The sequence below is a fragment of the Mesorhizobium huakuii genome (genome assembly GCF_014189455.1).
In the GTDB taxonomy this organism is placed as follows: domain Bacteria; phylum Pseudomonadota; class Alphaproteobacteria; order Rhizobiales; family Rhizobiaceae; genus Mesorhizobium; species Mesorhizobium huakuii_A.
Genome location: NZ_CP050296.1, coordinates 6,174,460 through 6,197,277 on the forward strand (window position 1 = coordinate 6,174,460; position 22,818 = coordinate 6,197,277).

Annotated in this window: 22 protein-coding genes; 7 read left to right on the forward strand and 15 right to left on the reverse strand. The window is 59.1% G+C overall.

The window, feature by feature from the left end; all coding sequences use genetic code 11:
* Nucleotides 1-2: 2 nt before the first annotated feature.
* Both HB778_RS30020 and HB778_RS30025 read right to left on the reverse strand, forming a co-directional pair.
* Nucleotides 3-1,235: a tyrosine-type recombinase/integrase gene (locus HB778_RS30020; RefSeq protein WP_183459148.1), complete on the reverse strand. Its 1,233-nt coding sequence runs from the start codon at nucleotides 1,233-1,235 to the stop codon at nucleotides 3-5.
* Between the two features lie 192 nt (nucleotides 1,236-1,427).
* A complete protein-coding gene (locus HB778_RS30025; RefSeq protein ID WP_183459150.1) occupies nucleotides 1,428-1,616 on the reverse strand; it encodes a hypothetical protein in 189 nt (62 codons plus the stop codon).
* A 245-nt stretch (nucleotides 1,617-1,861) separates the two neighbouring features.
* Here HB778_RS30025 and HB778_RS30030 point away from each other — a divergent pair, with 245 nt between their 5' ends.
* Nucleotides 1,862-2,617 carry a glycosyltransferase family 25 protein gene (locus tag HB778_RS30030; protein ID WP_183459152.1) on the forward strand — a complete coding sequence of 252 codons (756 nt, stop codon included), beginning with the start codon at nucleotides 1,862-1,864 and terminating at the stop codon, nucleotides 2,615-2,617.
* 306 nt (nucleotides 2,618-2,923) lie between these two features.
* On the opposite strand, the gene HB778_RS30035 is transcribed toward HB778_RS30030, so the two are convergent.
* The 8 genes from HB778_RS30035 to HB778_RS30065 form a co-directional block, all read right to left on the reverse strand.
* Nucleotides 2,924-3,820: an acyltransferase family protein gene (locus tag HB778_RS30035; RefSeq protein WP_183459154.1), complete on the reverse strand. Its 897-nt coding sequence runs from the start codon at nucleotides 3,818-3,820 to the stop codon at nucleotides 2,924-2,926.
* A gap of 46 nt (nucleotides 3,821-3,866) precedes the next feature.
* Entirely contained in the window at nucleotides 3,867-4,280 is a 414-nt protein-coding gene (locus HB778_RS30040; protein WP_244661667.1) for a DapH/DapD/GlmU-related protein, read from the reverse strand.
* Complete coding sequence (locus tag HB778_RS41785) at nucleotides 4,217-4,483, reverse strand: hypothetical protein (protein WP_348524633.1); 267 nt, start codon at nucleotides 4,481-4,483, stop codon at nucleotides 4,217-4,219. The genes HB778_RS30040 and HB778_RS41785 overlap by 64 nt, the downstream gene beginning before the upstream one ends.
* On the reverse strand, nucleotides 4,480-5,793 hold the full coding sequence (locus HB778_RS30045) for a glycosyltransferase (protein ID WP_183459156.1): 1,314 nt from the start codon (nucleotides 5,791-5,793) through the stop codon (nucleotides 4,480-4,482). Before HB778_RS30045 ends, HB778_RS41785 begins: the two co-directional genes overlap by 4 nt.
* A gap of 304 nt (nucleotides 5,794-6,097) precedes the next feature.
* On the reverse strand, nucleotides 6,098-8,407 hold the full coding sequence (locus tag HB778_RS30050; RefSeq protein WP_244661668.1) for a glycosytransferase: 2,310 nt from the start codon (nucleotides 8,405-8,407) through the stop codon (nucleotides 6,098-6,100).
* Complete coding sequence (locus HB778_RS30055; protein ID WP_183459158.1) at nucleotides 8,404-9,189, reverse strand: sulfotransferase family 2 domain-containing protein; 786 nt, start codon at nucleotides 9,187-9,189, stop codon at nucleotides 8,404-8,406. The genes HB778_RS30050 and HB778_RS30055 overlap by 4 nt, the downstream gene beginning before the upstream one ends.
* Before the next feature lie 128 nt (nucleotides 9,190-9,317).
* Complete coding sequence (locus tag HB778_RS30060) at nucleotides 9,318-10,532, reverse strand: DegT/DnrJ/EryC1/StrS family aminotransferase (protein WP_183459160.1); 1,215 nt, start codon at nucleotides 10,530-10,532, stop codon at nucleotides 9,318-9,320.
* A 438-nt stretch (nucleotides 10,533-10,970) separates the two neighbouring features.
* A complete protein-coding gene (locus tag HB778_RS30065; RefSeq protein WP_095200239.1) occupies nucleotides 10,971-11,204 on the reverse strand; it encodes a hypothetical protein in 234 nt (77 codons plus the stop codon).
* Nucleotides 11,205-11,541: 337 nt separating this feature from the next.
* On the opposite strand from HB778_RS30065, the gene HB778_RS30070 reads away from it, so the two are divergent.
* From HB778_RS30070 to rimO, 6 genes are all read left to right on the forward strand, one after another.
* The gene (locus tag HB778_RS30070) at nucleotides 11,542-12,339 is read left to right on the forward strand and encodes a sterol desaturase family protein (RefSeq protein ID WP_183459162.1); all 798 of its coding nucleotides are present in this window, start codon (nucleotides 11,542-11,544) and stop codon (nucleotides 12,337-12,339) included.
* 137 nt (nucleotides 12,340-12,476) lie between these two features.
* A complete protein-coding gene (locus tag HB778_RS30075) occupies nucleotides 12,477-13,283 on the forward strand; it encodes an alpha/beta fold hydrolase (RefSeq protein WP_183459165.1) in 807 nt (268 codons plus the stop codon).
* Between the two features lie 67 nt (nucleotides 13,284-13,350).
* Nucleotides 13,351-14,049, forward strand: coding sequence for a DUF2161 domain-containing phosphodiesterase (locus tag HB778_RS30080; protein ID WP_183459167.1), 699 nt, complete (start codon nucleotides 13,351-13,353; stop codon nucleotides 14,047-14,049).
* A gap of 56 nt (nucleotides 14,050-14,105) precedes the next feature.
* Nucleotides 14,106-14,513, forward strand: a complete 408-nt coding sequence (locus HB778_RS30085) for a DUF930 domain-containing protein (protein WP_183459169.1) — start codon at nucleotides 14,106-14,108, stop codon at nucleotides 14,511-14,513.
* 185 nt (nucleotides 14,514-14,698) lie between these two features.
* Nucleotides 14,699-15,385 carry a TerC family protein gene (locus HB778_RS30090; protein WP_183459171.1) on the forward strand — a complete coding sequence of 229 codons (687 nt, stop codon included), beginning with the start codon at nucleotides 14,699-14,701 and terminating at the stop codon, nucleotides 15,383-15,385.
* A gap of 165 nt (nucleotides 15,386-15,550) precedes the next feature.
* Complete coding sequence (gene rimO, locus HB778_RS30095; protein ID WP_183459173.1) at nucleotides 15,551-16,864, forward strand: 30S ribosomal protein S12 methylthiotransferase RimO; 1,314 nt, start codon at nucleotides 15,551-15,553, stop codon at nucleotides 16,862-16,864.
* A 76-nt stretch (nucleotides 16,865-16,940) separates the two neighbouring features.
* Here the strand turns inward: rimO and HB778_RS30100 are convergent, their stop codons facing one another.
* The 5 genes from HB778_RS30100 to HB778_RS30120 all read right to left on the reverse strand — a co-directional run bounded on the left by HB778_RS30100 (nucleotide 16,941) and on the right by HB778_RS30120 (nucleotide 22,795).
* Nucleotides 16,941-18,008, reverse strand: coding sequence for a BMP family ABC transporter substrate-binding protein (locus HB778_RS30100; protein WP_069092151.1), 1,068 nt, complete (start codon nucleotides 18,006-18,008; stop codon nucleotides 16,941-16,943).
* A gap of 51 nt (nucleotides 18,009-18,059) precedes the next feature.
* Nucleotides 18,060-18,980 (reverse strand): ABC transporter permease, encoded by a 921-nt coding sequence (locus HB778_RS30105; RefSeq protein ID WP_183459175.1) that lies wholly within the window; start codon nucleotides 18,978-18,980, stop codon nucleotides 18,060-18,062.
* Entirely contained in the window at nucleotides 18,980-20,110 is a 1,131-nt protein-coding gene (locus HB778_RS30110) for an ABC transporter permease (RefSeq protein WP_183459176.1), read from the reverse strand. Before HB778_RS30110 ends, HB778_RS30105 begins: the two co-directional genes overlap by 1 nt.
* On the reverse strand, nucleotides 20,107-21,684 hold the full coding sequence (locus tag HB778_RS30115; RefSeq protein WP_179297937.1) for an ABC transporter ATP-binding protein: 1,578 nt from the start codon (nucleotides 21,682-21,684) through the stop codon (nucleotides 20,107-20,109). The genes HB778_RS30110 and HB778_RS30115 overlap by 4 nt, the downstream gene beginning before the upstream one ends.
* A gap of 133 nt (nucleotides 21,685-21,817) precedes the next feature.
* The gene (locus tag HB778_RS30120; protein WP_183459178.1) at nucleotides 21,818-22,795 is read right to left on the reverse strand and encodes a quinone oxidoreductase family protein; all 978 of its coding nucleotides are present in this window, start codon (nucleotides 22,793-22,795) and stop codon (nucleotides 21,818-21,820) included.
* Nucleotides 22,796-22,818 lie beyond the last annotated feature (23 nt).

Genomic DNA, 22,818 nt, shown 5'->3' on the forward strand with positions numbered 1-22,818 from the left:
TCTCAAGCCCGCGCCTTGATAGGCGTAACGTTGCCCGACGCCGCCGACTTCACCGTGCTGCAGAAAGCGGCCCAGTCGGCCATAAGCCGGCGGCGCTTCTCCATCATGTCGCCGCGGCGATAGGCAGCTTCGGTCTTGTCGCTGACAGTGTGCGCCAGCGCCATTTCAAGCAGTTCGTTCGGGTATGCCGTCTGCTCGGCGGCCCAGTCGCGGAACGTGCTGCGGAAGCCGTGCGCGGTCAGGTCAGCGCGTTCCATCCGGCGGAGCGTCATCAGCAACGCCATGTTCGAAAGCGGCTTGCCGCCCTTCTCGCCGATGAACACGGAATCGTTCCCCTTCTCGCGAGGCAGGCTCTCGAGGATTTCGAGAGCGCGATCGGACAGCGGAACGCGGTGTTCCTTGCCGGCCTTCATGCGGTCGCCGGGGATGGTCCACAGCGCGTTCTCGGTGTCGATCTCACTCCAGCGAGCGCCGACGACTTCGCCGGTTCGAGTGGCCGTCAAGATGGCGAACTCAAGCGCCTTGGGGCTGACGCCTTCCATCGGCCGCAATGTGTTCACGAACTCGCCGATCTCTGGATAGGGCAGCGCGGCGTGATGCTTCACCTTGGCAACCTTGCTGCGGGCCGGCAGCAACTTGTCGAGATGGCCCCGCCACCGGGCCGGGTTCTCGCCCTGGCGGTAGCCGCGCGCCGTCGCCCAATCGAGAATGCTCTCGATGCGTCCCCTCACCCGCGTTGCGGTCTCAGGCTTTGTGGTCCAGATGGCCTCCAGCGCCTTCAACACCAGCGCCGTGTCGACGCGCGAGACTGCGAAACTCCCGAACTGAGGATAAGCGTAGGCCTCCAGCGTGGCCTTCCACTGAGCAGCATGCTTGATGTTTTTCCACCCCGAGCGATGCGCCTTGATATAGGCCTCGGCCGATTCCTTAAAGGTCAGCACGGTTGCCGACGCCGCCAGCTTCTCCAGTCGCTCAGCCTTGCGCTGCTCGATCGGGTCGTCGGCATCGAGGAGCTTTAGCCGCGCCTCCCCTGCCCGTTCCCGCGCCAGCTTCAACGTCACGGTGTTGACAGAGCCCAGGCCCATCTTGCGCGGCCGGCCGGCGAGCATATAGCGGAAGATCCAGCTCTTGGCGCCGCCGGAGGAAACCTGGAGGTAAAGGCCCATGCCGTCGGCATAAAGGCCGGGCTTGGTCTTTGCGTTTACGGCGGCGACGGACAGGCGGTTGATTTGCATTCGAACTCTCCCTGCGAACAAGTCTACGTACAACTTGATCCGGGACTTTGCAAGACACCCTTAGACGCTATGAGCGCTCAAATGCATACTTTGCAAGGGTTTTGGCCGGGGTATGGGAAGCTCTCGGAACGCCTTGGATTAGGCGGAGACGGACACTCCCTCCGCCAGATATTTGGCTATGACTTGAATACGCTAATCAATTTGCGTGACGTTCATCGAGAAGCCCTCCCGAACCGGCATCATGTGCGATCCCGTCTGGTGGACAGTGGTGGCAAGGGCATAGGCCAGGGTCTTGGCTCGTCCATCCCCATGGGTCAGGAAACCGTCAAGAATGCCCTTGATGCCGGCGACTTGGGCCGGTGAAAGGCTGGTGCCGAACACGCCCGAGTGCGAGAGCGAAGAGCGGCATAAAGGCGCTGCGGTCCATGGCTGATCCTTGCGGGGTTTACGAACCGGAGCAGGATGGGACCACGAAAAGCGAAAACAGTAGCCGTTTGATTTTTGGAACCGAACAAAGGTTGCGGGAACATCTTGGCTGCGGTTATAGATCCCCACTGGGAGCATATATGCCGCTGAAGCGGCGCCAATATTGCTTATAATTCAGTTGTAGGTTGCGGGGGGCGACGATGAAATGTTTGGTGATTAATCTTGACCGGTCAGTTGATCGGCTTGCTGCCGTCAAATCTGAATTTTCTCGTATTGGGGTAGCCTTCGAGCGCGTAGCTGGGGTTGACGTGAAAGAAGGGCTCCCGTTTGAAGCGCCCCCGCTCACCGCGACTGAGGTTTGTTGTTTTCTCAGTCATCGGCTCTGCTGGAAAATAATAGCAGACGGCCCTGATGAATTCGGCGCCGTATTCGAGGACGATGTTGTTTTTAGCCAGGACGCCGGGTCGATGCTTGCTGACAGTAGTTGGATCCCGCCGAATGCCGACATCATTAAACTCGAAACATTCTTCAATCGAGTGAGGCTGGGCAGCCAGCACTTTGCCGTTGCGGGAGCATACTCAGCCCGGCTGCTTCTGGGGCAGCACTTAGGGGCATGCGGTTACGTCGTTTCCAAAAAAGCGGCGCAGAAGCTATTCAACAGCACTGAACGCCCCAAGGTCGCGGTCGACGTTGCCCTCTTTAGCCCAAATCAGATGACAGCTGCTCGAAACACAATTTACCAGCTAACCCCGGCTCTGTGCATGCAGGCTCATTTTTTGGGTGGCAAAATGCCCCAAAGCCTGGTCCAAGTTGCCCCGAGAGTCCACGTCAACAAGCGGATGATCGATAGGTGCAGAGCAGAGGTTGCGCGCGTTTTCTGGTACTTCCACAACAGGCCATTTTTTCAAGCAGCAGAGAAAGTTGACGCTGTGCGCCTAGGCGGCAGCAACGTCTAACGGATGGCGCTGACCAATTAATTCTCTCCCGCCTGCCTCTCCCTCTAAGGACTAGGGCTGGCGCTGGCCGGAATGTGAACGGCGGAATCTTGCGGGCGCGTGGGTGATCTCCGAGTTAGCTTCCGACCGAGCCAAATGCCTCCTTGCTCGAAGATGCGCTCGGAGAATGCCGCGAACGGAATGGTAATTAGCAGCACAACACTCCCGACGATCAATCCGGTCAAAAGCGGATGCGTTGGGTATACGTCTAGAGGGGCTGCGATCGACCACGCAACAAACAAACCAAGGACGTTGAGCAGATAAAGGCTATAGCTGATACGCCCCAAAAAACAGGACCGGGTGCCAGTTTAGAAAGCGAATCACTGCCAGCTTCGGCGACGCGTAATAGACAGCACCGACAAGGCCTCCGCAGATCACGGTCTGCCCTATCGCGCTCTGGACGCTGCCCATATTGGTGGCAGCCCTCAGGACAAAGTACGCGACGCAGAGCAGAGTAAGCGCCGCCCCCGTCGCGTCTGAGAAGAACGGTTTCAAACGCTTATCGGCGACCAGCATCCCGACCATGAACGCGGATAGCCAACTGTGCATGTTTGGAGCCCAGAGGACCATTTCCGGATCGCCAAAAGCAAAGATCGAATAAACCACGCAAGTGAGCAATGCAAATGAACCAAGTATGCGACCTACAAAGAACGCGGCAAGGATGAACGGCACTGCCAGAAACTCTGCCTGGATAGTGCCTGACGGACCGTGCCAGCTGATCTTGAAAAGCAAAGCGTTGAGCAGCGGGTCTGTTAGGTTGGGGGCTGGAAATCCTGACCAACCCATCTTCTGATAGAGAATCGCCAGAGCCAGAAAACACGCCATGCAGAAGAACATCGCAGGATACAGCCTACAAAGTCGCCGCAGGATAAAATTCACAATGACGACGCCTGGACTGCCGTCATGCCGCTCGAGCGACAGCCGGAGCACAAAGCCGCTGAGAACAAAAAAGAGCAGGACTGCATTGCTCCCGTTGAAAAGTGCGAGCACGACCTTAGTCGCGATGTCCCCAAACGTATTCAGTTGCTGTATTGGCGGCATCAGCACCTTGTTTATCAGAGCCTGGTGATAGAGTATTGCGTGATAGAAAATAACCGACGCCGATGCTATGCCCCGAAGACCGTCAAGAGAATTGTTCCTATATTTATCAGTTGATTCGGACATTTCCTACCCGTATCAGCACAAGCCGAAATAAGTCCAGAATATCAGCTCATCTCATGAGCCGAGCGGGTGTCCCGACATAGGTACCAGCCACATCGATATTGTCGGTCACCGTTGCGCCCGCCCCGATGATGACATTATCACAGATGGTTACTCCATCGATCACTGTTGCACCTGCGCCGACAAATACGTTCGAGCCTATCCGAGCACGACCGGCGACGGTTGCATTGACCGATACGTGGGAAAAGTCCCTCACCTCGCATTCATGCTCGATGATTGCACCAGTGTTTACAATGACACCGCGACCCACGCGCGCTGCGGGGCCTACATGCGCGTGGTGGGCGACAAGCGTCCCTTCGCCTATTTCGGCCAATGTGCCAATCGTAGCCGCCTGCGAGATCAGGGTGGCGATCGGCAAGATCGGATCATTCCATATCCCCTTGCGGCGCAGATTGTCGCCCATGGCTGGGAACAACAACCAGCCGTTGACCAGATCGGGGGCAAGGCGCTGATTACTGGAAAACCGGCGAAAGCCTCATTCGGACGGGCGTTGCTATCGACAAATAGCAGTTCCTTGACCCCAACGCTGAGCGCCACGTCAGCCACACAGCGGGAATGACCTCCAAAGCCCAGAATGCAAATGCTGCTGTCAGCGGGGTCCCTCACGCGGGCACCGGTGGCCGAGCGCGCATCGAGATTTCGTCAAGAATAGCAATGTGCTCATCAACCACGTCGTGCCAAGACCGCTTGGACAGAACATCGTCGTAGTACCTACGCTGCTGTGTATAGAGGTCGTCCGTATGTTTCAGCGCCCATTCGATTTTATCGGCGAGGGCTCGCCAGTCATAAGGGTCAAACAGCGACGATTCGCACAGCGCCGGATCTGTCAATATCTCACGGGTTACTTCGATATCACCCATAATCACCGGCGTTCCGACCGATAGCGCCTCTGTGAACGTAAAAGGCATTCCGCCCTCGGAAAGACTGGGGTTCACCGCCAGGTCCGCCAAGCTGTAGCAAGCGGCGAGTTCAGGTTCGGTAAGAGCATGAAGGCAGAGCACGTCTGCACCCAATTTTCGCTCGTCCAGGAATGCCTTGACGCTTCCGTAGTCTCCACGGCCAGTAAGGAGTAGCTTGTGGCCAATACGTCGTTTGCGCAACAGCCATTCGTACGCACGCAGCAATGTCATCACATTCTTTGAAGGACGGAATTGGCTCGCGTAAAACAGGAACTTAACCTCAGGATTTCCAAAGGTGCTGCCATAACTAACGTTACTCGCCTTTCGAATTGCTCCGAGCAATAAGGACTTTGCATACGTTCGGCTGGTTGCCTCATTGTCGGGGAAACCCGTGATCTTTATTGGTCCGCTCAAATCGTTTGGCGCATGATGGACAATTCGGACGGCCATCGGATCGATCCCAAACCTCTGAACGAGAGTATCGCGCTTGATGTGCTCGCTATAGGTGACGAAATTTTTGCTCGCACGAATGGTGCTGGCGACCGTTTGGTACGAATGAAACATGGGCTCGCCCCCTATTTCAGAAAACCCCGCCGGAAACTCGGTCATAACAACGTCAGGTACGCACGTAAGAACAGGTACTTTCAGTTTGTTCACATTTGGCCAAAAGGCTGCTGGCGTGTACCAAGCAGCTATATCCCCTTCGGCATTTCCAGCCTCGATCATCAAAGCCGTTTCCCGGGCCAGCATACCCTCGTACAACCGGAAAGGAATATTAGAGGGCAGCGCAATTGGGAGCCTTTTCAAAACCCGCCAGATCCGCCTGGGAGCCTGCTTGATCCCTCGAAATGTAATACGCGCGGTTTTGCGAATAAGGCGGAGTGCGAGAAGTCCCACCGCTGCGGGCAACGCCAGCAACGCGCTATAAGCAAGCCAACCGAAAAGCGCGGGAAAACTCCGAGCGCTTGCAATGCGTTCCTTGAGCCATTCGGCATGCGCGATCGCCGCAGGGTACATGCGACTAACGAACCACCCGGATCGTCTCTGCTTTTTCTCAGGCGGTCTCGGTCGCCGCAGGAATTTATGCAATCGGTAAAGTGCCGGGGTCCGAGAGGGCCCCAAAAGGCTGTACGAATGATCCTGGATGCCGGCGTCCATGCACAAGTCGATTAGAGCGGGTCGCGACCAGCTAGGGCACAACACCGAAAAATGGCAATCGCCTTTCGCCGTTGCTGCCTTTAGAAACGCCGCCAAATAACGGCCGAGGCCTTCGGTCCGAAGATCCATATTCGGGGGTAGGCAATGAAAATTCCGTATTTCTTCATATGAACTCACGCACAACTTTCCAGTACTCGGGAGCGAGGCAGTCGATGGATTGGCTGGCGAGTTGTTCGGCGGCGACAACTGCTCGCTCCCTTTCGACCAAATTGATCTCCATCGCGTGCAGTTGAGCAGCCATATGGTCGGGGTCTCCCTGATCCATAAAATTCAAACCGAGCTTGAACTGCTCTTCAATCTCGCGCATGGCAGGGTAATCGCTCGAAAGTGAAGGTACACCATAGTGGGCAGCCTCAATGACACTGAATGTTCCATTGTCTAATTCAGCCGGATGCCAAAGAAACGCTGCGGTAGAAAGTTTTTGTCGGTAAGAGGCCTCCGAGAGTTCGCCAACAAATTTGACCATCTGCTTTAGAACTCGGCTGCCGGCGATGGTGCGAGCAAGGCCCTGGAGATGCGGCAATTGACTCTTGAGGATTCTATCGGTGCCGACCCCCGTCACGTGGCATTCAAGCCGCCCCCCATAAATCTCATAGTAGAGCTGCAAGGCGGCGAGAGCACGCATATGGTTTTTGTGCTCTCCCAAGTTGGTGGTCCACAAAAAATGGCTCTTCTCGATACCCTGGATACGAGCAGCATTTCCCCGTTCTGGCGCCAACATCGGCACTTTGGTTATTCGGCTCGCTTCGACCCCAGCGTACTGAAGAGCGTCCTGACGAGCAAACTCTGTGGTCACTAGAATGTGGTCCGCGCCGCGGTTGGTAACGAGGATTTGCTCTTCCAAATCTGTTATTCGATAATGGCGCTGCAAATAATCGAATATCATCAATATCTTAGGACGCAGAGGCAAAAGCGGCAGGGAAAGCCGATCCGAGACGACCACCCACAAATCGCAATCTCCAAGTTCCTGGATTCCGTCCTCCATTACGAGGTATTTTGCAAACTCCGGCTCCCACTCAGAGTGCCCCGCATATCGCATTGTTCGTAGCGCTTCGGCCGCTTCAATGGCGCGCCACCTAAATGAACGGATGTCAATTGAGGTGGGCAAATCCGCCCAGTCGTGCGAAGAGTAGACGGATGGATCGTCGAGGTGAACTAGCACCACCTCCGCCGGTTCCCCGGCTTGTACGCCTCCTAAGGAAATCGCCATCGCCAACAGTTTTGCGGCACGTAAAGTCCCGCCGCGGTAGCCCACAGGGATGATGACCGCTATGCGCCGTTTGCGTGGGGAAGCATTATTCGGACGCGTTTTGCCCACCTGCAACTGGCCGACGAGCTGTGAAAGGTTGTCACGCCAGACTTGCTCCAGACGATCGGTTTTCATTGCGTCAAGCAGTTTGGTTTGACTTTGCCTGATCTCGTCGGCCAAGCGCGTGTCTCCTTGCAACAGCTTCAGCAATTTTGCCCTGGCCTCGGCTACTGATCGAGCTCGACCTGGAAGATCCTCGCCGCCGAGCTTGTCGAGCATTCCGTCAGCCATGAAAATGAGCGGCATCCCCGCGCGCACAGCTTCGAAGGGGTGAAAGTGGACATGACGCGGCTCGCGCGAATGGTAGAACATCGCTCGCAGGTCCCGCATGTTGCGTTCATGCACCTCGTTCGAGACAAACCCGAGCACGTTTGGATCTTTCACCGCAATCGGCTGGCTCCCACCAATTACATAGGGCAAGCCGGAGAAGTCACGTTTGAAATCTTCATAGATTTTTCTGTAGTACGGATTGAAGCCAAGGTCCGGACACACAAAGAATACGCGCTTGTCGCCTCCATTCCATTGATCGTCGATCTTCAGAGATGGAAGTCCCAAAGGAAGGTAAACGGCCCGCTTGCGAATAAATTCTTCCTCAACTTCACTTAGGTCTTTGTAAGCCTCGCCGAACCAAAAACGATCTCCCATATTTTCGAGATTTCTTAGCCCCCCAGTGAAATGTTTGCGGACTTTCGAGTAGGTCAGTGTGCGATCGAGGCCGTAGGCACGCCAGACAGCTGTTCCCTTAAAGTGGCGAGATACGCCTTCAAGAGTCTCTCGTGACTGAACGATAAAGAAAATAAGGGAAAAGTGGCGATTAGCGATGGACCACACTTCTCTCCCTGGATCACCATACCAGTCGGCCTCATTGAGGATGGCCAAATCCCGGGACGGAATTGTCAGGTGTTGGTCTTCAGAAAAATCAACGGAAGCGCTTCGAAAGCTCGGATCAGCAGGATAGTTCTTCGGGAGAAATATCTCATTGAAGCCACAGGCCTTGAGCATTGGTATTTCAAATCGACGGGCCGCTCCGTGATTCAACAGCCACATGACGCGGGGCATTTTTCCCGCCATCGGATGAGTCCGCATCGTTCCAGCAATCGTCACCGTCGGGAGGCTCCTCGAATTCGCTTGTCGAACAGCCTGCAGCCAAACTCGTACAGTTCAAAATCATTCGAATTCAGGCTGCGCAGACGTGCCATCGCGCTGGGCGACAATTCGGAAGTTGCCTTGTTCGACCTATTTTCGCTTCCGGTAGAAACCGTGTAGGGCAATGTGCTCGCAAAGCTCGATCTGAACAATTGGATCGATTCTTCAAAACGTTCAACTATGCCAAAATAGCTAAAAGCATCTTCGAGATTGCGCTTCGCACTATTGAGCATGCCCGGTCTGTCGGGTTGATCTGCCAAATACCGAGTTTGCACGTCCCTGATATGCCCCTCGATATAGAGGTTCTCCGACATAATGAACTCTTCAAGGGTTGCCGTTTGCGAAAAGCGTACAGCTTCTATTTGGTAGGGTTGCATCGCTTTCAGCCACTCGTCGGTCAGATTGCTAGGAGTTGACCACGATTTCCATTGTGAAACTGCTCGGGCCAATGGGTGCCGAAGGAAGGTCAGGTAAGTGAATTTTCTCCCGGTCCCTTTGAGCAGAAAATAGTCGTAGTGCCCCCAGTAGAGTCTGAATGGGCTGCTAGAATCCTGCGTAGCCGCCATATCCCCCATAAAGGGTGGAGCGATCTTCGAGGGATCGCCGATATTCGTCATTAGGTATTCCACGAATGCAGTCCCTGCCGTCTTCGGGATATGAACGAACGCTAACGGGTCCTTGGGATCGCGGATGTCTATCCGCGCTGGTTTGTACAGACGTTGCAAAATGCCCTGCATCATGGATTAGTTATCTTCACGGCACAGGATCGCCTGCGTGACTAGCGGCTCCGACATTGGCCGTCCGTCGCCGAACACCAGCTTCCGCTGAGGAGTTCGCCGCAGAGTCCTTCGTTCATGTTTCGCCAGGGTCACGATTCCGGGTGCACCTCTAGGTAGTCCACAGCTGGTTCCAATAGCCCGAGGCCGGGCCGCGTCGTTACGAAACTCCTCAGATTACCCAAAAAGGAACGCACGTCGGCGCAAATCCTACCGACCTGCCCGGAGGTCAAGCCAGGGTAGCTTGGGAGATTGATCCCGCGAGCACTAAGGCTCTCACCAACCGGGAAGTCCCCTTGGGCGGAACAATGAGGCATTCGATGGGCCTGGCGGAAAAATGGACGGGTTTCTATTCCTCGTTCTGACAGATGTACCCGAAGCGGGTCCCTGTCTTTCGGATCATCGACAATTACTGAACACATCCAATGAGAATGGACAACGTCCCCGATAGGATCATGCGTGCGTAGAGGCAGGCCTGACAAGTCAGAACGATAGGCTTCCGCCAGTCGGCGCTTCATCTCCAGAATGCTCGAAGCGATCTCCATCTGCGCCACACCGATGGCCGCCTCAATATTTGTCATGCGATAGTTATATGCCAACATATCGTGCCAATATTCGCGACTGGTCGAAACTCCCTGGTTCTTAAGCCTACGGCATCGCTCCAGAATTTCTGGATCACGCGCTAGCACCATGCCGCCCTCCCCCGTAGTGATCGTTTTGTTGCCGAAAAAACTGAATGTCGCTGCGTCCCCGAAGGTTCCGACGTGCTGCCCACTCCACCGGGACCCGAAGGCTTCCGCGCAGTCTTCTATCAGAAGAATTCCGAACTCTTGGCAAAGGGCGACGATCGAGTCCATCTCGCACGGGTGGCCGTAGAGATGAACAGCCATGACCGCTTTGGTTCGCTGTGTAATAGCTTTTCGAATCGCAGAAGGATCGATCTGAAGCGTCGATTCGAGTGAATCGACAAAGACTGGCGTCGCGCCGGTTTGCAGGATGGTGTTCACTGACGCGATATACGTGAAACTTGGCACAACGATCTCGTCGCCGGGCCCTATCCCCAGTGCCACTAGCGCCAGGTGGATGGCTACAGTGCCGTTGGCGACACTTACTGCGTCATCCGCGCCGACAAACTCCGCAAATGCGGTCTCGAACCTCGATATGAATCCGCCGCGGGACGAAATCCAACCCGTGGAGAGGCATTCGTTCACATAGTGAGGTACATTCCCGGCCAAAAAAGGCTCATAGACGGGAATACGGCTTATGTCGGCACCCTTTAATACTTCTGGCGCAAGCGTGATGTCCATCGGTTATACTCACTACCGCGCCCGCCCGTTATTTCAGGGGTAACGCCACAATCGCAGACACACAAGTTGAAATGCCTGTCTTTGCACAACGAATGGACTAATCGATGACTTTTGTAGCAGACGGCACCCTTAAGATGCCTTCTAACGCGCCGCAAGATCGCGCCACCTCTAGGCCTTGAAATCGCAAGGTGCTCCGATTACGAGCCTCGGTTCCCCGCTTATGGCTGCCTGGCCAAATGCGCGGGCGCCCCGATCCCAGGCTCCGTCATCGTGGTGGCGAACTGCAATCTTGTAGGAGTGAGGCGGCGTCGCCCGGACTTGGTCGGCGAACCGCCGGCACAGCTGGAATCGATGGGCTGCCTATACGGCAAATCAATCGGATAGGACCGGCTTCCTCGGCCACCCAATGAGGTCGCCCGCGCAACACCAGGCGATTGCTCACTCGGACGGCTGGGTACGCTCCGCGATGGCGAATGCCTGTAGGTTCTTGGCCTTGCCGATGTCCTGATCCGCATTGGCGATGATCGAAAAGAAGGCCGCTCTGGCGATGTCCTTCTTCGAGGCCTTGGGGTGGGCTTTCTGGGCTGCCTTGACAAGCTGCTTGGGTGACATGTCTGGCGTGACGATCCTCATGAGGGTGTCGCCGATCGCGCTCAATTCACTTGCGTCCATGACGGGGTGTCCTGTGCTGACCGTAGGCCACGATAGCAAGGACAGTTCGCGACTGCCAAGATGCTATATGAAATAGAAAACCCCACCGGCAGGGAACCGGAGGGGTTGGTCTTGGGAGGACGCGCGGCACACGCTGCGATCATCAACCGCGCAATGCTGAGATACCGCCTGGTTGCGACACCGTTATGACAGACCGGCGAGCGCTTCGATCGCGGGCCCTGCCCTCAGCAAGACCGGGAGACCGGCATCAAGCCTTTGGAAAGGAGAACTGTGGTTCTGTCCGGAAGCTGACGCGCGAGCGGGTGCTGGCCACAGGCAAGGCCATAGAGGCGGGTGAATGGACATATTTGGCATCAAGGCACTGTTGATCTCCGCATTGATCTTCATTCCGTTCGAACATCTGTTCCACGAACGCCCCCAGAAGACCCTCCGCAAGGGCCTGGGTGTCGATCTGATCTATGTGCTATTCAACGGCCTCATCATAAAAGCAGTCATCGTTCTGATCGCGGCCAACACACTCGACGCCGCCGCAATCCTGGTCCCGCAATCCATGACGCACGCCGTCGGTGGCCAGCCCGTCTGGCTGCAGGTCGCGGAAATCATCTTGATCACCGATATCGGCGTCTACTGGACACACCGGGCCTTCCACGAAATCCCCGCGCTTTGGAAATTCCATGCCGTTCACCACGGCATCGAGGATTTGGATTGGCTCGGCGCTTTCCACTCCCACCCGGTCGACGCCATCCTCACTAAGGCAATATCGCTGACGCCGATCTTTTTCCTTGGATTCTCGGAAACCTCGATCGCCGTCTTTTCATCCATCTATTTTGGACACACGCTGCTTGTTCATTCGAACCTGCGGATTCCGTTCGGCCCCTTGAAGTGGCTGATCGCCAGCCCGCAATTCCATCGCTGGCACCATGCCAACCAGCGCGAGGCCTATGACAAGAACTTCGCCGGGCAATTGCCTGTCCTCGACATGGTGTTCGGCACCTACAATGCCACTGGCAACAAGGTGCCGGAAAAATACGGCGTCGATGATCCGATCCCATCCAGCTACGTCGGGCAGGTCAGCTATCCGCTCCTGCCTCGTGGGAAACGATCGGATCGTCCAGTGCCGAGCACCGAAGCCTGACATCGACGGTGCACGGCCTTTTGCCGCTCCAAATTGATGGTGTCGCCTGATGGCAGCAGACTTTTCGTCGCGGGTTGGTTTCGGCAGATACCAGCAATAATTCTAGGTCCTGCGCTTCGCCTCAGGACTTTCTCAGCATGGACCATCGCGACGACGATCTCAGGAAATTCGAAGCACATAGCGCCACGCCCCTGCCGACCGCGGGGGACGAAGGCCATGTGGAACATGAGGGCGCAAAAATCTGGTACGCCACGTTTGGCGCCGGCTTTCCCGTGATCTTGTTGCATGGCGGCCTCGGCCATAGCGGCAATTGGGGATTTCAGGTTCCCGCACTGGTGGAGGGTGGCTACCGGGTCGTGCTGATCGACAGCCGCGGCCACGGGCGCAGCACCCACGACGAACGGCCTTACAAATACGAACTGATGGCTTCCGACGTCCTGGCCGTGATGGACACGCTGAACTTGAAAAAGGCGGCCGTGGTGGGTTGGAGCGATGGCGCCTGCGTTGCCCTGATCCTTGGCATGAAAGCCGCCGACCGCGTCACGGGCGTCTTCTTCTTCGGCTGCAACATGGATGCGAGCGGTACGAAGGACTTCGAGCCCAGTCCGGTTATCGAGCGGTGTTTCGGCCGGCACGCCAAGGACTATGCCGAACTGTCGGCGACGCCGGACCAGTTCGACGCATTCGTCAAAGCCGTCAGCCTGATGATGAAGACCGAACCCAATTATTCCGCCGCCGAGCTGGCACTGACGCGCGTGCCCGTGGCAATCGTTCAAAGCGAGCATGACGAGTTCATTAAAGACGAACACGCGAACTATCTCGCCCGCAGCGTCCCGGGAACGGAATTGATCATCCTGCCTGGCGTCAGCCATTTCGCGCCGCTGCAACGGCCCGGGCAGTTCAACGGCGTGCTGCTGGCCTTCCTCGGAAAAATTCATTCTTAAGGATCCGCTGCGCCGCGCTTCCTCAAGCCGGAGGGCTTTTCGCGCCGAATCGGCTAAGCCTTGAGGCATGAACGAGACCTCACTCTATGCGCCGGTGAAGCGGTTCCTCGAAAGTCTCGACTTCGTCGTGAAGGGGGAAATTGGCGGCTGCGACATCGTCGCGCTGCGCGAGGGCGAGCCGCCGGTCGTCGTCATCTGCGAGTTGAAGCTACAGTTCAATCTGGAACTGGTGCTGCAAGGCGTCGACCGTGCGGCCGCTTGCGACGAAGTCTGGCTGGCGGCACGCATGTCGGCGCGGGGCAAGGGGCGCGAAAGCGACGCCCGCTTCCGCAATCTCTGCCGCCGGCTTGGCTTCGGCGTGCTTGGCGTGACAGCCAGTGACAAGGTCGAAGTGCTTGTCAGTCCTGCCGCGCCGGAGCCGCGCAGGAACGCGCGGAAGCGATCCCGCCTTGTCGACGAGCACCAGCGCCGCCGCGGCGATCCTGTCGCCGGTGGAGGATCGCGCAATCCAATCATGACCGCCTACCGCCAAAGCGCCCTCACCTGCGCGGCTGCGATGGCAGACGGACCCAAGCGACCGCGCGATCTGAAGGCCTTGACGCCGATCGCGCCGAAAATCCTGCAGCACAATGTCTATGGCTGGTTCGCGCGCGTCGACCGCGGCCTTTACGATCTCACCGATGCCGGCCGCGCCTCGCTGGTCCGTTGGCCGCAAGCCGCGCAAGACGAGGCTCGACACGAGATTTTGATTGCGTCGACCGCCTGAATACGGGGGCTTGCCGAGCATGAAGCGCCCCTCTTGGTTGATTTTTCAGACAAAACATGCTGCTTGTCCCGCCCATGAAGACACTCTGCATGATGGCCGTTGCGTCCCTGACGCTGGCTTTCCCGGCCAGCGCAATGGACAACGCATTGCGTGCCGGGCTGATGAAACTCGATCCGCAAACACGCCTCGAGCAGCGGTGCGATGCCGAGGTTCTGGACCGGATCACTCACGATGACCGCAAGTTCAAGGCCGACCGTGTCGTCGCCTACGCCTTCGCGACGCCCGAGATGAGCGCCGATGCGATCAGGAGCCCGGGTGCGGCGTTCCGCAGCAAGGGACAGTGGTATCGGCTGAAGTTCAAATGCCAGACCGGGCCGGACCATATGGAGGTCCTGCAGCTGCGCTACCGGATCGGCGACGAAATTCCGGAAGCCGACTGGGCGAAGTACAATCTCTACGATTAGTTTTTCGCAGGCGCTCGTCCGCTTCGGCTCACGTTCCGGCGGCGGCTGAAAATCCCCTGTAAAACCCCTGCCACGAAAGTGGTTTTCCAGTGTTGTCTGTCGCAGCGTCTTGACGCCAGCGGACCATGCCTTTAGGCCCGTCTGGACAATCGACAACGAACACTCGGCGAAGGGCTTCCAGGTCGATGGAAATATTTACCGCCGCGGGCATATCGGCTCTTTTTCAGGTCATCGCCATCGACCTCGCGCTCGCGGGCGACAATGCCATCGTCATCGGCCTTGCCGCGGCCGGCCTGCCGGCCGCCCAGCGCAAGCGCGCCATTCTCGTCGGCATCGCGGCGGCCACCGTGCTGCGCATTTTCTTCGCCCTGATCACGCAATGGCTGCTGACCATTGGCCCGATGCTGCTGATCGCCGGCGGCCTGCTTTTGCTGTGGGTGTGCTGGAAGATGTGGCGCGAATTGCGTGTCACCCATGAGCAGGAGCGCGACGCCACCGAAGCGTTGTCGAATGGCGATTTCGACAAGGACGGCGCCATTGGCGGCAAGGGATCGGGCAAGACCTTCTCGCAGGCCGCCTGGCAGATCGTCATCGCCGACGTGTCGATGTCGCTCGACAATGTCCTTGCCGTAGCCGGCGCGGCCATGAACCATCCGACAGTGCTGATCATCGGATTGGCCCTGTCGATCGCCCTGATGGGCTTTGCCGCGTCGTTCGTCGCGCGCCTGCTGCACAAATACCGCTGGATTGCCTATATCGGCCTGGCGATCATTCTCTATGTCGCGGTCAAGATGCTGCTTGACGGGGCCGTGCAGCAATTCCCCGACCACTTCGCTTTCCTAGCGCCCTGGTTCGGATCGGGAGGCCACTGAGCCACCCCAATGGCGCGGACCAGCCTGCCGGCCGGTTTGCTTGATTGCGCAACCCATGCTATTGCGCCGCGCGTATTGGCTGCTGCCACGCGCCACAGACCGACATTTACAACGATTTGAGGCCGGACCAGCGTTTCGGCCCGTGCCCCCATTGGAAACTTGCCTATGTCCGCCCCTCGCGTCAGTTTCGTCAGCCTTGGATGTCCGAAGGCGCTCGTGGATTCCGAGCGCATCATCACGCGCCTGCGCGCCGAAGGCTACGAGATCGCCCGCAAACATGACGGCGCCGATCTCGTCGTCGTCAACACCTGCGGTTTCCTGGATTCCGCCCGCGACGAGTCGCTCAACGCCATCGGTTCAGCGCTTTCGGAAAACGGCAGGGTCATCGTCACCGGCTGCCTCGGCGCCGAGCCGGATGTGATCCGCGAAAAGCACCCCAATGTGCTGGCGATCACCGGGCCGCAGGCCTATGAGAGTGTGATGGCGGCCGTGCATGAGGCGGCGCCGCCTTCGCACGACCCCTACATCGATCTCCTGCCGCCACAGGGCGTCAAGCTGACGCCGCGCCACTATGCCTATCTCAAGATTTCGGAAGGCTGCAACAACCGCTGCACCTTCTGCATCATTCCCGCCCTGCGTGGCGATCTCGTTTCGCGCCCGGCAGCCGATGTGCTGCGCGAAGCCGAAAAACTGGCCAAGGCCGGCGTCAAGGAGCTGCTCGTCATCTCGCAGGACACCAGCGCCTACGGCATAGACATCAAATACCAGACGTCCATGTTTGGTGACCGTGAAGTGCGCGCGAAGTTCCTCGATCTGTCCGAGGAGTTGGGCAAGCTCGGCATCTGGGTGCGCATGCACTATGTCTACCCCTACCCCCATGTTGCCGACGTCATCCCGCTGATGGCCGACGGCAAGATCCTTCCCTATCTCGACATCCCGTTCCAGCACGCGTCGCCGCAGGGGCTGAAAAACATGCGCCGGCCGGCGCATGGCGAAAAGACACTGGAGCGCATCCGCGGCTGGCGTGATGTGTGCCCCGATCTCGCCATCCGCTCGACCTTCATCGTCGGCTTCCCCGGCGAGACGGATGAGGATTTCGAGATACTGCTCCACTGGCTGGACGAGGCCAAGATCGATCGCGCCGGCTGCTTCAAATACGAACCGGTCAAGGGCGCCCGTTCCAACGAGCTCGGCCTCGAGCAGGTTCCGCAGGACGTCAAGGAAGCACGCTGGCACCGCTTCATGCAGCGCCAGCAGAAGATTTCGGCGACGCAGCTGGCCAAGAAGGTCGGCAAGCGCCTGCCGGTGCTGATCGATGAAGCGCATGGCACATCGGCGAAGGGCCGCACCAAATACGACGCGCCCGAGATCGACGGCTCGGTCCACATCCAGTCGCGCCGCCCGATGCGTGCCGGCGACATCGTCACCGTCAAGATCGAGCGCGCCGACGCTTATGATCTCTACGGTTCGGCTGTCTAAGCCTGCCGTCGGTTTCTTCGGGAAATGAAAAGGGCGCCTCGCGGCGCCCTTTCCTATTCGAGATGTGGTGCGCCGCCTATTGCGGCAGCTTGTCGTCGACGCCCTTGACGTAAAAGTTCATGCCGAGCAGCGTGCCGTCGTCGGCGACTTCGCCGTCCTTCAGCCATGCCGAGCCGTCCTGCTTGGCTATCGGTCCGGTGAAGGGGTTCCAGCCGCCGGCGATCTTCTTCTCGGTCGCCTCGGCCATCGCCTTCACGTCGTCGGGCATGTTGGTATAAGGCGCGAGCTTCACCGCGCCGTCCTTGATGCCGAGCCAGACATTGTCCGGCTTCCAGGTGCCGTCGATGGCTGCCTGCACCCGGCTGATGTAGTAGGGCCCCCATTCGTCGGTGAGCGAGGTCAGCTGCGCGTTGGGCGCGAACTTGATCATGTCGGACGACTGGCCGAAGCCGTGCAGCTTGCGCTCCTCGGCGACCTGCAGGGCGGCGGTGGAATCGGTGTGCTGGACGATGATGTCGGCGCCCTGGTCGAACAGCGCCTTGGCGGCGTCTGCTTCCTTGCCTGGATCGAACCAGGAGTTCACCCAGACGATCTTGGCCTTGAAGTTCGGGTTGATCGACTGCGCGCCGAGCATGAAGGAGTTGATGCCCATCACCACTTCGGGAATCGGGAAGGAGACGATGTAGCCGGCGACACCGGACTTCGATTCCTTGGCGGCGATCTGGCCGAGCACGTAGCGGCCTTCGTAGAAGCGGGCATTGTAGATGCCGAGATTGTCACCGGTCTTGTAGCCGGTGGCGTGCTCGAACATCACTTTGGGAAACTTCTTGGCGACCTTTACCTCGGCATCCATGAAGCCGAACGACGTGCCGAAGATCAGCTTGCAGCCTTCGCGCGCCAGCCGCTCGAAAGCACGGTCGGCGTCGGGGCCTTCGGAGACGTTCTCCAGATAAGCGGTCTCGACCTTGTCGCCGAGCGCCTTCTCGACTTCGAGCCGGCCCTGGTCGTGCTGGTAGGAGTAGCCGAAATCGCCGATCGGGCCGGTATAGACCCAGCAGGCCTTCAACTTGTCGGCAGCCTCTGCGGACGCGGCCAGCGACAATGCCGCTGTCGTCGTCATCAGGGCAATAAGCAGTTTTTTCATCGTGTTACCTCTCTGTGTTAAGCCTTGGAGCTTCCCGTCTTTTTGTTGTTGTCAACGATCCGGAACGAATGGCTGCCCCAGGGATGCCGGCGTGTTCATCATCGTCAGACGCTTATTGCGCGAGATTAGAACGAGAACCACGACGGTTGCCAGATAGGGCAGAGAAGAAAGCATCTGCGAGGGCACCGGAATGCCAAAAGCCTGTGCATGAAGCTGGCCGATCCAGACCGCGCCGAAGATGTAGGCGCCGGCCAGCACCCGCCACGGCCGCCACGACGCGAACACCACCAGCGCCAGGGCGATCCAGCCGCGGCCCGCGCTCATGTTCTCGACCCACTGCGGCGTGTAGACCAGCGACAGATGACCGCCGGCGAGACCGGCGCAGGCGCCGCCAAAGATGACCGAGATATAGCGGTAGCGGATGACCTTGATGCCGAGCGCATGCGCCGACGTGTGGCTGTCGCCGATCGAGCGCAGCGTGAGGCCAGTGCGCGTCTTGAACAGGAACCACATGACGGCGGCGGTCAGCGCGATCGAGATGTAGAAGACCGGATCCTGGCCGAACAGCAGCTTGCCCACGATCGGGATCGAGCTGAGGCCGGGAATATCGAGATTGGGCAGCCTGACGCCGGGCTGGCCAACGAAGCTCGTGCCGATCATGCCGGAGAGACCGAGGCCGAGCAGCGTCAGCGACAGGCCGGTCGCCACCTGGTTGGTTGCAAGCGACAGCGTCATCACGGCAAACAGCAGCGAGAACAGCGCCCCCATGGCGATCGCCGCCAGCAGGCCGATCCAGGGCGAGCCTGTCAGGTAGCCGGCGCCGAAGCCGCCGACCGCGCCCATGATCATCATGCCCTCGACGCCGAGATTGAGCACGCCGGAGCGTTCGACCACCAGTTCGCCGATCGCCGCGATCAAAAGCGGCGTTGCCGCGGTGGCGATAGTCAAAAGGATGTTGACGGTGATGTCCATCAGCGGGCTTCCTTCAACTTCGGCGTGGCTTCGAGCTTCGCCGCGCCTTCTTGTTTCGTCAGCGCCAGTCCGATCAGGCGGATGCGGTAGTGGATGAGCGTGTCGCAGCCGAGCACGAAGAACAAAAGCATGCCCTGGAACACCCTTGCCACCTTGTCGGAAATGCCGAGCGCGCTTTGCACCGCCTCACCGCCGAGATAGGTCAGCGCCAGCACCAGACCCGCGGCGATGATGCCGAGCGGATTGAGGCGGCCGAGGAAGGCCACGATGATGGCGGTGAAGCCGTAACCGGGAGAAATCACCGGCTGCAACTGTCCGATGGCGCCGGAGACTTCAGAGATGCCGGCAAGGCCGGCCAGCGCGCCCGACAGCAGGAAGGCGAAGAACACCATGCGGCTGAGGCCGAAGCCAGCGAAGCGCCCTGCCCGCGGGCTGGAACCCAGCACGCGCACCTCGAAGCCCTTAAGCATGCGGCCCATCAGGATCCAGATCAGCACCGCGGCAACCAGCGCGAAGACAAAGCCCCAGTTGGCGCGTCCGGCATCCGGCATCAGTTCCGGCAGCACGGCGGAGTCGCCGAACTGGATCGTCTGCGGGAAACCATGACCCTGCGGATCGCGCCATGGGCCGCGCACCAGCCAGTCGAGGAAGAGCTGGGCGACATAGACCAGCATCAGGCTGGTCAGGATTTCATTGGTGTTGAAGCGGGTCTTGAGCAAGGCCGGGATCGCCGCATAGGCGGCACCGCCGACCATGCCGAGCAGCAGCATCAGCGGCAGCACCAGCGGGCCTTCGAACTGCGGAAACAGCACCGGAATGGCGGAGCCGAAGATGGCGCCGAAAATGAACTGGCCCTCGGCGCCGATGTTCCAGATGTTGGCCTTGTAGCAGACCGACAGGCCGACAGCGATCAGGATCAGCGGTGCCGCCTTGATCGCAAGTTCATGCAGCTGCCAGACCTGGCTGACCGGCTCGATGAAGTAGATCCGGAACGCGGTCAACGGGTTGACGCCGAGCAGCGCAAACAGAACCGCGCCGGCAATGATCGTCAGCGCGAAGGCAATGAATGGCGACAGGGCCGAAAACAGCGCGGAGCGCTGCGGGCGTTTGACGAGTTCGAGGCGCATCATGCCGTCTCCAGCGTGTGTTCGGCGTGGCCGGGCTCGGCGCCGCCCATCAGCAGGCCAACCTTCTCGAAGGTCGCCTCGGCGATCGGCATCGGCTTGGACAATTCGCCATTGTGCATGACCGCGATCGCATCCGATATTTCGAACAGTTCGTCGAGATCCTGGCTGATCACCAGCACCGCCGATCCGCTGCGCGACAGTTCGATCAGCGCCTGCCTTATGTGGGCAGCGGCACCGGCGTCGACGCCCCAGGTCGGCTGGTTGACCACCATGACGCTTGGGCGGCGATCGAGTTCGCGGCCGACGATGAATTTCTGCAGATTGCCGCCTGAAAGCGCTGCCGCTTCCGGATCCGGCGCGCTCTTGCGCACGTCCATCGCCTCGATGATGCGTTGGGACGCAGCGTAAACAGCGCCGCTCTTGACCATTCCACCGGTGCCGACAAAGGCCTTGCCGTCGGTGGCATGGCGCGACAGCAGGAGATTTTCCGAGAGTTTCATGCGCGGCGCCGCGCCATGGCCGAGGCGCTCCTCCGGCACGAAGGCGGCACCCAGCAGGCGCCGTCCGGTGATGGTGAGGCCACCCGCATCCTTGCCGCGGATGCGCACCGAGGTGGCATCCTGCTGCGAGACCTCGCCGGAGACGGATTCGAAGAATTCGCCCTGGCCGTTGCCGGCGACACCGGCAATGCCGATCACCTCGCCGGCGCGGACATTGAGGCTGATGGCCTTGAGCGGAATGGAGAACGGCGTCGCCGGCTTGCGGCTGAGATTGCGGATTTCGAGCAACGGTTGAGCGGTTTCGATCCCTTCGACCGGTGCACGCACCACGGCCTGCACTTCGTTGCCGACCATCATGCGGGCGAGCGAAGCGGCAGTTTCCTCGCGCGGGTTGCAATGACCGACCACCTTGCCATGCCGCAACACGGTGGCACGGTCGCAGATGCGTTTGACCTCTTCGAGCCGGTGCGAGATGTAGAGGATCGATTTGCCTTCCGCGCGCAGCCGCTCCAGCGTCTCGAACAGCTTGTCGGCTTCCTGCGGCGTCAGCACCGAGGTCGGCTCGTCGAGAATGATGAGCTGCGGCGTCTGCAGCAGGCAGCGGATGATCTCGATGCGCTGGCGCTCGCCGACCGACAGGTCGCCGACCAGCGAGTCTGGATCGAGCGGCAGGCCATAACTGTAGGAAAGCGCCCTCGCCTTCGCGGCGATGCTGCTGATCGGCGAACCGTCATCCAGAGACAGCGCGATGTTCTCGGCCGCGGTCAGCGCCTCGAACAGCGAAAAATGTTGGAACACCATGCCGATGCCGAGCTTCTTGGCAGCACCCGGGCTGGTGATCCGCACCGCCTGGCCGTTCCAGAAAATCTCGCCGGAATTGGGCTCCAGCGAGCCGAACAGCATCTTGACCAGCGTCGACTTACCGGCGCCGTTTTCGCCGAGCAGAGCGTGGATTTCACCCTTGGCGATGTTGAGGTCGATATGATCGCACGCCGTCAGCGTGCCGAATATCTTGGTCAGGCCACGAACCTCAAGCAGGTTCGCCCCATCATGATTTGCACTCACAGTGCCTCCCATCTGGTTCGCCAGATATGTTCTGTGTTCCCGCAAGCATGGTAGGCGCCGCCGGCTCTCGACGGAAAGCGGCACGCGTCTTGAAAGAGCTTCAAGAATTTCAGCGGAAATTCAAGGGATAGCAAGCCTGGCGGGACTAAGGGATGAGAATGGTCGTCCCTGTGGTCCTGCGACCCTCAAGGTCGGCATGCGCCTTGCCCGCATCCTCGAGCGCATAGCGCTGGTTGATCTTGATCTTGACGGCACCGCTGAGCACCACCTCGAACAGCGCCGCCGCGGAGGCATCGAGGTCCTCGCGTTTTGCGTTGTAGACGAACAGCGTCGGTCTGGTCGCGAACAGCGAGCCCTTCTGCGCCAGCAACGACATCGAGAATGGCGGGATCGGTCCCGAGGACTGGCCAAAGCTGACGAACATGCCGAGCGGCTTCAGGCAGTCGAGCGAGGCCGGAAAGGTGTCGTTGCCGACCGAATCGTAGACGACATCGCATTTCCTGCCGCCGGTGATGGCCGCGACGCCGGCGACGAAATCCTGTTCCTTGTAGTTGATGACATGGTCGAAGCCGTGCGCCCTGGCGAGTTCGATCTTGTCGGTCGAGCTTGCCGTGCCGATGACGGTTGCGCCGAGGTGTTTCGCCCATTGGCCGAGAATGAGCCCGACGCCGCCGGCAGCGGCATGGAACAGGATCGTGTCGCCCGCCTTCACCTTGAAGGTGCGGCGCAAGAGATATTCGGCGGTCATGCCTTTCAGCATCATCGCGGCCGCCTGCTCGTCGCTGATGCCCTCGGGAATCTTGACCACGAGGCTGGCGGCGATGACGCGTTGCTCTGCATAGGCGCCGACATTTGTCGAATAGGCGATGCGGTCGCCCGGCTTCAGCCAGTCGACGCCTTCACCGATCTCCTGAACCACGCCGGCGGCTTCGCTGCCCGCAATGAGCGGAAAGCCGCCGGGCGGCGGATAGAGGCCGGAGCGATGATAGACATCGATGAAGTTGAGGCCGATGGCTGTATGCTTGACCAGGATCTGCCCGGAACCCGGCTGGCCGGGATCGGTATCCTCATAGGTCAGAACTTCCGGGCCGCCATGGGCGTGGATGCGGATGGCTTTGGACATGGACTAGGATTCCTCTGGGAGCG

What these genes read in the sequence shown, in the direction of transcription:
- HB778_RS30020 (WP_183459148.1), bottom strand. Translation starts at nt 1,235, where the DNA reads ATGCAAATCAACCGCCTGTCCGTCGCCGCCGTAAACGCAAAGACCAAG.
- HB778_RS30030 (WP_183459152.1), top strand. Translation starts at nt 1,862, where the DNA reads ATGAAATGTTTGGTGATTAATCTTGACCGGTCAGTTGATCGGCTTGCT.
- HB778_RS30035 (WP_183459154.1), bottom strand. Translation starts at nt 3,820, where the DNA reads ATGTCCGAATCAACTGATAAATATAGGAACAATTCTCTTGACGGTCTT.
- HB778_RS30040 (WP_244661667.1), bottom strand. Translation starts at nt 4,280, where the DNA reads ATGGGCGACAATCTGCGCCGCAAGGGGATATGGAATGATCCGATCTTG.
- HB778_RS30045 (WP_183459156.1), bottom strand. Translation starts at nt 5,793, where the DNA reads ATGTACCCTGCGGCGATCGCGCATGCCGAATGGCTCAAGGAACGCATT.
- HB778_RS30055 (WP_183459158.1), bottom strand. Translation starts at nt 9,189, where the DNA reads ATGATGCAGGGCATTTTGCAACGTCTGTACAAACCAGCGCGGATAGAC.
- HB778_RS30060 (WP_183459160.1), bottom strand. Translation starts at nt 10,532, where the DNA reads ATGGACATCACGCTTGCGCCAGAAGTATTAAAGGGTGCCGACATAAGC.
- HB778_RS30065 (WP_095200239.1), bottom strand. Translation starts at nt 11,204, where the DNA reads ATGGACGCAAGTGAATTGAGCGCGATCGGCGACACCCTCATGAGGATC.
- HB778_RS30070 (WP_183459162.1), top strand. Translation starts at nt 11,542, where the DNA reads ATGGACATATTTGGCATCAAGGCACTGTTGATCTCCGCATTGATCTTC.
- HB778_RS30075 (WP_183459165.1), top strand. Translation starts at nt 12,477, where the DNA reads ATGGACCATCGCGACGACGATCTCAGGAAATTCGAAGCACATAGCGCC.
- HB778_RS30080 (WP_183459167.1), top strand. Translation starts at nt 13,351, where the DNA reads ATGAACGAGACCTCACTCTATGCGCCGGTGAAGCGGTTCCTCGAAAGT.
- HB778_RS30085 (WP_183459169.1), top strand. Translation starts at nt 14,106, where the DNA reads ATGCTGCTTGTCCCGCCCATGAAGACACTCTGCATGATGGCCGTTGCG.
- HB778_RS30090 (WP_183459171.1), top strand. Translation starts at nt 14,699, where the DNA reads ATGGAAATATTTACCGCCGCGGGCATATCGGCTCTTTTTCAGGTCATC.
- rimO (WP_183459173.1), top strand. Translation starts at nt 15,551, where the DNA reads ATGTCCGCCCCTCGCGTCAGTTTCGTCAGCCTTGGATGTCCGAAGGCG.
- HB778_RS30100 (WP_069092151.1), bottom strand. Translation starts at nt 18,008, where the DNA reads ATGAAAAAACTGCTTATTGCCCTGATGACGACGACAGCGGCATTGTCG.
- HB778_RS30105 (WP_183459175.1), bottom strand. Translation starts at nt 18,980, where the DNA reads ATGGACATCACCGTCAACATCCTTTTGACTATCGCCACCGCGGCAACG.
- HB778_RS30110 (WP_183459176.1), bottom strand. Translation starts at nt 20,110, where the DNA reads ATGATGCGCCTCGAACTCGTCAAACGCCCGCAGCGCTCCGCGCTGTTT.
- HB778_RS30115 (WP_179297937.1), bottom strand. Translation starts at nt 21,684, where the DNA reads ATGGGAGGCACTGTGAGTGCAAATCATGATGGGGCGAACCTGCTTGAG.
- HB778_RS30120 (WP_183459178.1), bottom strand. Translation starts at nt 22,795, where the DNA reads ATGTCCAAAGCCATCCGCATCCACGCCCATGGCGGCCCGGAAGTTCTG.